Raw genomic sequence first — 7,322 nt, forward strand, 5'->3', positions numbered from 1 at the left:
TTTTACTTCACTGTTCCCATTGCTCCTATGGTTGTCTTCACGGAAACATGAATGTCAGCTTTGGCCAGCGTTTCACCCCAATTGTCTTCCACTTTCTTGAAATGGCTATATTCATGCGCTCTGGCGTAAAACCCAAGCCCCATCGGATCAATTTTATCCGCTTGTATTTTGTGTATGAGACTTTCCAACTGCTTTTGTACTTGAATAGTAATCTTATTCTCCAATTCTTTTCCCTGACTTCGCACGTCGTAAGGGAACATTAGCTCTGTTAGACCAACGCGCATGGTAATAGCGATATCGAACTGAAACTTGTCATTTTGGTAGGAAGTCTTGACTTTCGTTTTTATTTTTTCGGCATTAATACTTAATTTGTATGTATGGAACGGGCCGATCTTCACTTGTCCGGGAATGGGAAGTGTCAAACTAACCGCCTTCTTTGTACTATTTTGCAAAATTTGCAGTAGAATGCTTTCCTGTATGTTCAGAGAATCAGCAAATTCCCCTTTATTATCCAGCAGTGTTATGCCCGTCATCGCAATTTGTTTATTCAGCAAGCGAACTTCGGAGATGTAGGGAGTTTGACCCTTTTCGCGCATTTGATTGTGCAGCTCCTGTAAAGTCGTCTTTACCGTTTCCGATCGAGTATACTTCGTTTCGACCATATCCCTAAGTAATAAAGGCAGCATGGGTTGGTCTTTCGGATTTAAGTGAATAATTTCAGAGATAGGTCCATCGAAGGCAATAACCCTAGAAGTTAACGGGTTTTTGGGATCGCGAAACCAAATATCCGTTAATTGAAACCAGTTTTCTTGCTGTAGTATTCGTTTGGAGACCAGTATGACTTGAATACTTCTGCCTTGGAAAACACCCGGCGCATAACTGTCCTGTTTCTCTCTCGACTGACGATTCGTTTGTGAGGTCACCCCAATTTCACGTGTTTTCTTTTCAGCACTTTGACTGAATACTGGTGTTGTACTATATACAAGCAACTTATTTTCTTTATCAAGATCAAATCCTACTAATAGAGCGAATGTAGCGTCTTCCATATCTAACCGATCACTGCAACCTGCAGCAAGAACGACAAACACGACGAAGAGCATTTTTCGGAACCTCCGCTTGTTCATAAGTTCTTCCTCCACTTAAAACGATTATGCATCCATAAATAAATCAGCAAACAGCTAGGAAATACATACTCGATACCAAAACCAATCTTTCTAAGAAGCTCATTCATACGATCACTTTGATTAAAAGTTGGCATGAAAAAAAACGTGCCCACAGCAAGAAACAACCAGAGTATTCGAAAATGATTGCGGTGATCCTGCTTTCCGAGTAGCCAGCTAGTACTATAAACACCTAAGTACATAGCAGGTATCCATGCTAATGAAAAAATGAGTAAAAAAAACGCGATAAACAGTATTTCCATCCGTTCTATGAACTTAAACTCAATGGATTCCAAAATATTGACCATGGGTTCGTTGTATTTCTGAATTTCGTCCGGGCTGTAATAGACAAAGCAGATTAACGTAATGAACAAATACCCGAACATTGTCAATGTATCGGAGATCATAATGATACTGGAAGCCTTCTGTTTGTTCTTCAAAAACGGATACAAAATAAACGTTGTAGCAAATCCAATATAAGAAAAAAACGTTGTAGGTACAGCCGAAAATACAGGCTTCCATCCTTCTTTTAATAAGGGAAGCAAATTCAGCCAGTGAGCATCCTTGAGCGGAAGAAGATAAACAACGGGTATCCAACAAGAGATTATAAAAACGAGCTCCGCATATCTGGCCAAGATGCGAAGTCCATTGCCCGTTATTACATAGGTTGGGATGAGCAGCAAAAGCATGACTGTAGATGCCGACGTTTGCGGCAGCAACCATGCCTTCGTAATCAACACAGCCTGGACGATCCCTGTGTAAGCGTAATAAAAAAGATAGAGGACAAATAAACTAGCTGTCACCCTAGCTGTCCATTTCCCCAAATATCGTGTAAGTAGGTCAAATAATGTGCCATCAGGGTGCTTTTTCATCACCTGAATAACAACTAAGCTTGCTGCAACCGTGATGATCCAGCCTATGATGAGCGCGATCCAGCCATCTGTGCCTGCCTTTTCCGCCAATATTCGCGGCATCGCCAGAAAGAAAACACTCATTTGAATGCCGGAATTAAGACATATATACTGCATAGTGGTGATTTCATTAAATGGATATCTCTTCATTTCTCATCACCCTTTGGACGATTTTCGCCTTGCCTCCGCAATTGGATCGCTCTTACGCCTAGTGGTCGCTTGCCCATTTTCCACAACGGTAAACGAATGAACGTATCTTTCCAATCTGCATAACGAACCGGCGCGAAAGGGGTGCCGTACGGCGTTCCAAGTGATTCGAGTGCTATTAAATGTCCGATCATCGTCATCAAACCAATAACGATGCCCACAATGCCGAACATGGCTGCCGCTATCATCATGACGAAACGGATTAGCCGAACGGCTGCCACCATATCATAATTAGGCAAGATAAAGGAGGCAATAGCCGTAAAAGCAACGACAATCACCATGATATTGCTGATGAGTCCTGCTTGCACAATTGCTTGCCCAATGACGATCCCCCCGACAATTCCAACCGTTTGCCCCACCGGAGCGGGCAATCGCACACCTGCCTCCCGCATCATTTCTAAAGTCACCTCCATGAGGATCGCTTCTACAAATGGTGGAAACGGGACTCTTCCTCTGAACTCACCAATCGTGAGCAGTAATTTTACCGGGATGATCTCGAAATTATAGGAGATGACGGCAATGTAGAAGGCCGGCAAGAAAATGGCAACGAAGAAGGCGAAAATCCGCAATAGTCGTATAAAAGTAGCAATCGACCAGCGTGTACTGTAATCATCGACGTTCTGAAAAAACGAAATAAAAGACACCGGTGCGATCAACACACTGGGCGAACGATCGACGACAACAGCAAATCTTCCTTGCAATATTTGTGAAGCCACAGCATCTGGTCTTTCCGTCGTTATAAATTGCGGGAATGGGGAATACGGATTGTCCTCGATCATTTCTGCCAACTCACCTGTGTTAATGATGACATCGACTTCAAGCTGCTGAATCCTCTCTTCCAGTTCAGTCAACATCTCTGGATTCGCAACATCTTCTAAATATAAGATCGAAACTAAACTGTTCCCTCTTTGTCCAACGGTCATTTCTTTAATTTTCAATTCACGATTTTGAATATAGCGACGGATTAAAGCAATATTTTGGCTTCCTGTTTCAACAAAGCCTTGATGTGCTCCTTTTAAAGAAGCCTCAATTTGTGGATCTTCAATTGCTCTCTGCGGCCACCCTTGCGTTCCTAAGGCGTAGACTTCCGTTCGTCCGCCAACAAAGAGAATACTGCTGCCATGCAAAATGGCAGATTCAATTTGGTGCCAAGATTTCAACGGATCGATTTGACCTACATTTATCGTAAAGCCATATTCCGAATCGCCGCTTCCCGTTTCAAATTGTAGAGGCCGAAGGACATTATTATTGATTGCGTTTTTATCTATGAGTCCAACCAAATAGACTAGCGCAGCTTGGTCACCAGATTCTTTGATCATAAAATGCCGCACAACCAGATCGGGAGTTTGACTGAACTGACTATGTAAATAGGTTATATTTTGCGCCAACGAAGCACTTATCGAGTCGCTAGGCGGCTGATTAATTTGCTCTGGAACCGAACGATACTTCTTCCTTCCGAACCAGTTTGAAAATAGCAACGAACTTCACCACCCTCATCCCTATTCTTTCTTTTATTATCCAAAATTATGTATTCATGACAAAGGCTGTACGCAAATGAAAAGGAATGAAGAATACGAGCCAATAGAAAAAAGCAGCCACCGTTAATCGGTGTGCTGCTTCTGATTAATAAAATTGAGTTTATATCCATACGGCCACTCTTTACGCTAACATTTACCCTTGCAACTCAAACGCTTTGGCTAATAAACGATAAGAATGAATGCGCGCATCCACATCATGAATCGGAGAAACGACCATAAACTCGTCTGCTTTATACGCCTCGTTCAGCTTGAGAATCTCCGCTTTTACTTGCTGAGGAGTACCGACAATACGCTTGTGTTGGCGACCACGTATTAGGGCCAAATCAGCTTCTGTATACGGATAATTCATAGCCGTTTCAACGGAAGGGAATGAGGGCAGCAGCGCGCCGCGGCCAAGAGATAGGAAGAACAAATCTGTACTCGTCGCTAGTCGATTTGCCTCTTCTTCCGTATCGGCACAAACGACTAAAACCGCTGCAAGCGAATGTGGCTTATCATTCAAAATAGACGGTTTGAATTCCTCGCGGTAAATCTGCAGCGCTTGTTCACAATCGGCATTGCCAAAAAACTGGGCAAAACCAAATGCAGCCCCTTGTTTAGCAGCAATGCTGGCACTGTCATAGGAAGAACCGAGCAGCCAAATTTCCGGTGCTGTCGGAATAATTGGAGACGCATGCAGCGCAGCAAAGCGATGGTTCACAGGCAGCGAATCATATAAATACCCAGTCAAGTCTGCCACTTGCTGCGGGTATTGATCTACGCTCGTGTATTTCCCCTCTTGCAGCGCTCGCGTCGAGATGGGCATGCCGCCGGGCGCACGTCCAAGGCCAACGTCAATCCTTCCCGGATGCAGCGCCTCCAGTAATCGGAAATTTTCTGCTACTTTGTATGCACTGTAATGCGGCATCATGATACCGCCTGACCCTAAGCGGATCCGATTCGTTTTTGCAGCTAAATGAGCGATAAGTACTTCTGGGCTTGAGTGAGCAAGCGCCTCAGAGGCATGATGCTCTGACACCCAGTAACGCGTATATCCAAGTTTATCTGCCTCTTGCGCCAGCTCGGTCGTTTCAAACAGCGTTTGCGCGGCATTGCGACCTTCTCCTATTTGTGATTGGTCCAAAATCCCCAATTTTAACATGCTCGATCACCTCCTTCTAACTGTAACATATTTAAGCACAGAATAGCAAAAAACAGCCAGAATAGCTCCCGACTGTCTTTACGCATCTACTTATTGGGCAAGTTGAACTTGTTCGAATAAAGTCTTCTTCAGGAAAACCAACGTATCCGTTTCACCTAGCGGCCTTTCGTGAAAGGCTTGATAACCTTTACGTTCATACATCGGAAGCAGCCAAGGATGATTCTTCGACGTTGCAAGGACAACACCGGATGATAGCAAGGTGTCTCTGACGATGACCTCTTCCACATAAGTCAGAAGCTTCTAGGCACACATGCGTGAAATCGTTGGCCGCTTCCTTGAGTGAAATGAGATTAGTCCGAAGAGACAAACCTCCTAGAGCTGGGATATGGATAGGAACAAGTAAGCCATCCTTCACTTCTTGACGTACGCAGAGATCGGGTAAAAATGAAACCCCCATCCCACTCGCGACAAGCTTCTTCGCAGTTTCAAGATTATCGATCTGATATTCGATATGGGGCGGATGCTCAAGTGTAGCGAATAAGCGATGTATCTTTATCCAATCGAGGGAGCAACACTCAAAAAACACTAGTGATTCCCTGCTAACATCTTCAATCGTTATTTGTTCTTTCTTCACAAAAGGATGACACTGATGTACGAAAAGTCGAATCGGATCTTCATAAAACCCCGCACAATCAACATGCGGATGCGTCACATTTCGCACAAATCCGATGTCTATTTCCTTATTCAGCAGCTTCTCCAGAATCGTCTCGGTGGGAGCAGTCGTTAATTTAATATGTAGGTTAAGGTACTTCTTTTTGATGATGGGAATAATGTCAGGAATGACATAATTGGAGACAGAAACCGTACATCCTATTCTTAGTTCATTAGGAGTCGTGTTAAAATTCAGCAGCTGTTGTTTTCCCTTTTTGTAAGTTTGGAGAATTTGCTGAGCATACGGTAGGAACTTCTTCCCTTTCTCCGTCAGCGTAAAATTCCTCCCTTTTCGATCGAACAGCAAGGACTAGGAACTATGCGAATAGGCCTTTTGTATACTGTGATCCGTGCTTTGTAGGTACACAGACACTTTCTCAAATGCTTCCTGAGCATCAACGCCATCTAATTGCAAAACAATAACCGATTGATTGCCTAGAGACAGGCTAAGGGAAACAATGCCCAGTAAACCCTTTGCATTCAGCATCTTCCCACTTACGCCCACATAAATATTGCACGAATACCGATTAGCTATGGTCACAAAATCCAACACAAGATCAATCGTCCAAGGTTTGTTCATCGCAAAAGTCCATTCAATTTTCATAGCTATTCCTCCTAGATAGTGTTATAAAATAACTTGCATCGTAAGCTATAGTTAGCATTTGGTGATAATGAATGAAAAAAGGAGACGCATTCATCCCTTTGAGGACGAAGCATCTCCAGCTGTCTGGTCGATTCATATTATTCCGATAAAATTACTCATAATTAGATTATAGTGAATCAAACCAGATTCTGTCAACGTTTAAAATTTGAAATACCTTCCATACATGCAAATGGTATTTCCGGCTAAGCGGAAACCCGCATAGAGAACAATTCATACCGTATAGGCAATAGAAAAGAAGCAATTAACCATATTTACATGCAATTAGTCAGGAATAGACAATTTCTATCAATTTACACCTCTACCAAAATTACTCGATTGATGATAGTTTAAGATATACATCAAAGCGAGGGAGAGATCAGAATGAGAACCATTTATGAGAATTACCGAGGCTTTAAAATCAGCAAACAAGAAAGCACCTATAATGCGATTTCTTCAGACCATATTATTTTTAGCCGTTGGCAGCTAAGCCAAGTTCTAGATACGGTCGATAATTATGTGGAATTCACGGATAACAACTCGAGTTCGGATGCGGAATCCGGTATGCCGCAAAACTAGACGTATATTTTTTCTGCGTTTTATCATGCAGTGCCCCATAGAGGAACGACGATTCCTTATCCCGTCATTTTGGCCCAAGAGAGCAAAGATTTCACCCAATAGAGCACTTACGTTCCGCTCAATCAAATTATCGGCCACTTTTCCCACTAATAGTGCATTGACGTTCCGTTCGTTCAAATTACAGGCCAATTTCCCTTCAATATGGATTGTCGTTACCCGACGAGGTTAAGTGCACAGTTTCCTTCATCTATGGACCTAGTTGTTGTAATTTGTACAACATTTCACTAACGAAATCGCGTTTTCCCGGTAAGCGTTGCAGAACATACAACATTTCCTCCCCAAAATAGCTTTATCGCATAAAATAAGTAAAAATTGTTGCACTACATACAACTTCAACAGCTTATAGAGAAGAAACGAAACGAAATTGTTGTACGT

At 42.8% G+C, this 7,322-nt stretch carries 7 protein-coding genes; 1 reads left to right on the plus strand and 6 read right to left on the minus strand.

Annotated features, from left to right (window positions below; genetic code table 11):
• Window positions 1-2 precede the first annotated feature (2 nt).
• The 6 genes from GC098_RS06430 to GC098_RS06455 form a co-directional block, all read right to left on the minus strand.
• A complete protein-coding gene (locus GC098_RS06430; RefSeq protein ID WP_171642065.1) occupies window positions 3-1,124 on the minus strand; it encodes a Ger(x)C family spore germination protein in 1,122 nt (373 codons plus the stop codon).
• Complete coding sequence (locus tag GC098_RS06435; protein ID WP_171642067.1) at window positions 1,121-2,221, minus strand: GerAB/ArcD/ProY family transporter; 1,101 nt, start codon at window positions 2,219-2,221, stop codon at window positions 1,121-1,123. Before GC098_RS06435 ends, GC098_RS06430 begins: the two co-directional genes overlap by 4 nt.
• Window positions 2,218-3,756, minus strand: a complete 1,539-nt coding sequence (locus tag GC098_RS06440) for a spore germination protein (protein WP_171642069.1) — start codon at window positions 3,754-3,756, stop codon at window positions 2,218-2,220. The genes GC098_RS06435 and GC098_RS06440 overlap by 4 nt, the downstream gene beginning before the upstream one ends.
• Window positions 3,757-3,949: 193 nt before the next feature.
• Entirely contained in the window at window positions 3,950-4,957 is a 1,008-nt protein-coding gene (locus GC098_RS06445; RefSeq protein ID WP_171642071.1) for an LLM class flavin-dependent oxidoreductase, read from the minus strand.
• A gap of 193 nt (window positions 4,958-5,150) precedes the next feature.
• Window positions 5,151-5,975 carry a LysR family transcriptional regulator gene (locus GC098_RS06450; RefSeq protein WP_171642072.1) on the minus strand — a complete coding sequence of 275 codons (825 nt, stop codon included), beginning with the start codon at window positions 5,973-5,975 and terminating at the stop codon, window positions 5,151-5,153.
• Window positions 5,976-5,978: 3 nt separating this feature from the next.
• A complete protein-coding gene (locus tag GC098_RS06455) occupies window positions 5,979-6,272 on the minus strand; it encodes an HPr family phosphocarrier protein (RefSeq protein WP_171642074.1) in 294 nt (97 codons plus the stop codon).
• Between the two features lie 420 nt (window positions 6,273-6,692).
• On the opposite strand from GC098_RS06455, the gene GC098_RS06460 reads away from it, so the two are divergent.
• Window positions 6,693-6,887 carry a hypothetical protein gene (locus tag GC098_RS06460; RefSeq protein WP_171642076.1) on the plus strand — a complete coding sequence of 65 codons (195 nt, stop codon included), beginning with the start codon at window positions 6,693-6,695 and terminating at the stop codon, window positions 6,885-6,887.
• Window positions 6,888-7,322: the final 435 nt, after the last annotated feature.

It is taken from the genome of Paenibacillus phytorum (assembly GCF_013141715.1).
GTDB lineage: Bacteria > Bacillota > Bacilli > Paenibacillales > NBRC-103111 > Paenibacillus_E > Paenibacillus_E phytorum.

Excerpts from the sequence above, each read along its gene's own strand:
- GC098_RS06430 (WP_171642065.1), bottom strand. The coding sequence starts at position 1,124 with ATGAACAAGCGGAGGTTCCGAAAAATGCTCTTCGTCGTGTTTGTCGTT.
- GC098_RS06435 (WP_171642067.1), bottom strand. The coding sequence starts at position 2,221 with ATGAAGAGATATCCATTTAATGAAATCACCACTATGCAGTATATATGT.
- GC098_RS06455 (WP_171642074.1), bottom strand. The coding sequence starts at position 6,272 with ATGAAAATTGAATGGACTTTTGCGATGAACAAACCTTGGACGATTGAT.
- GC098_RS06445 (WP_171642071.1), bottom strand. The coding sequence starts at position 4,957 with ATGTTAAAATTGGGGATTTTGGACCAATCACAAATAGGAGAAGGTCGC.
- GC098_RS06460 (WP_171642076.1), top strand. The coding sequence starts at position 6,693 with ATGAGAACCATTTATGAGAATTACCGAGGCTTTAAAATCAGCAAACAA.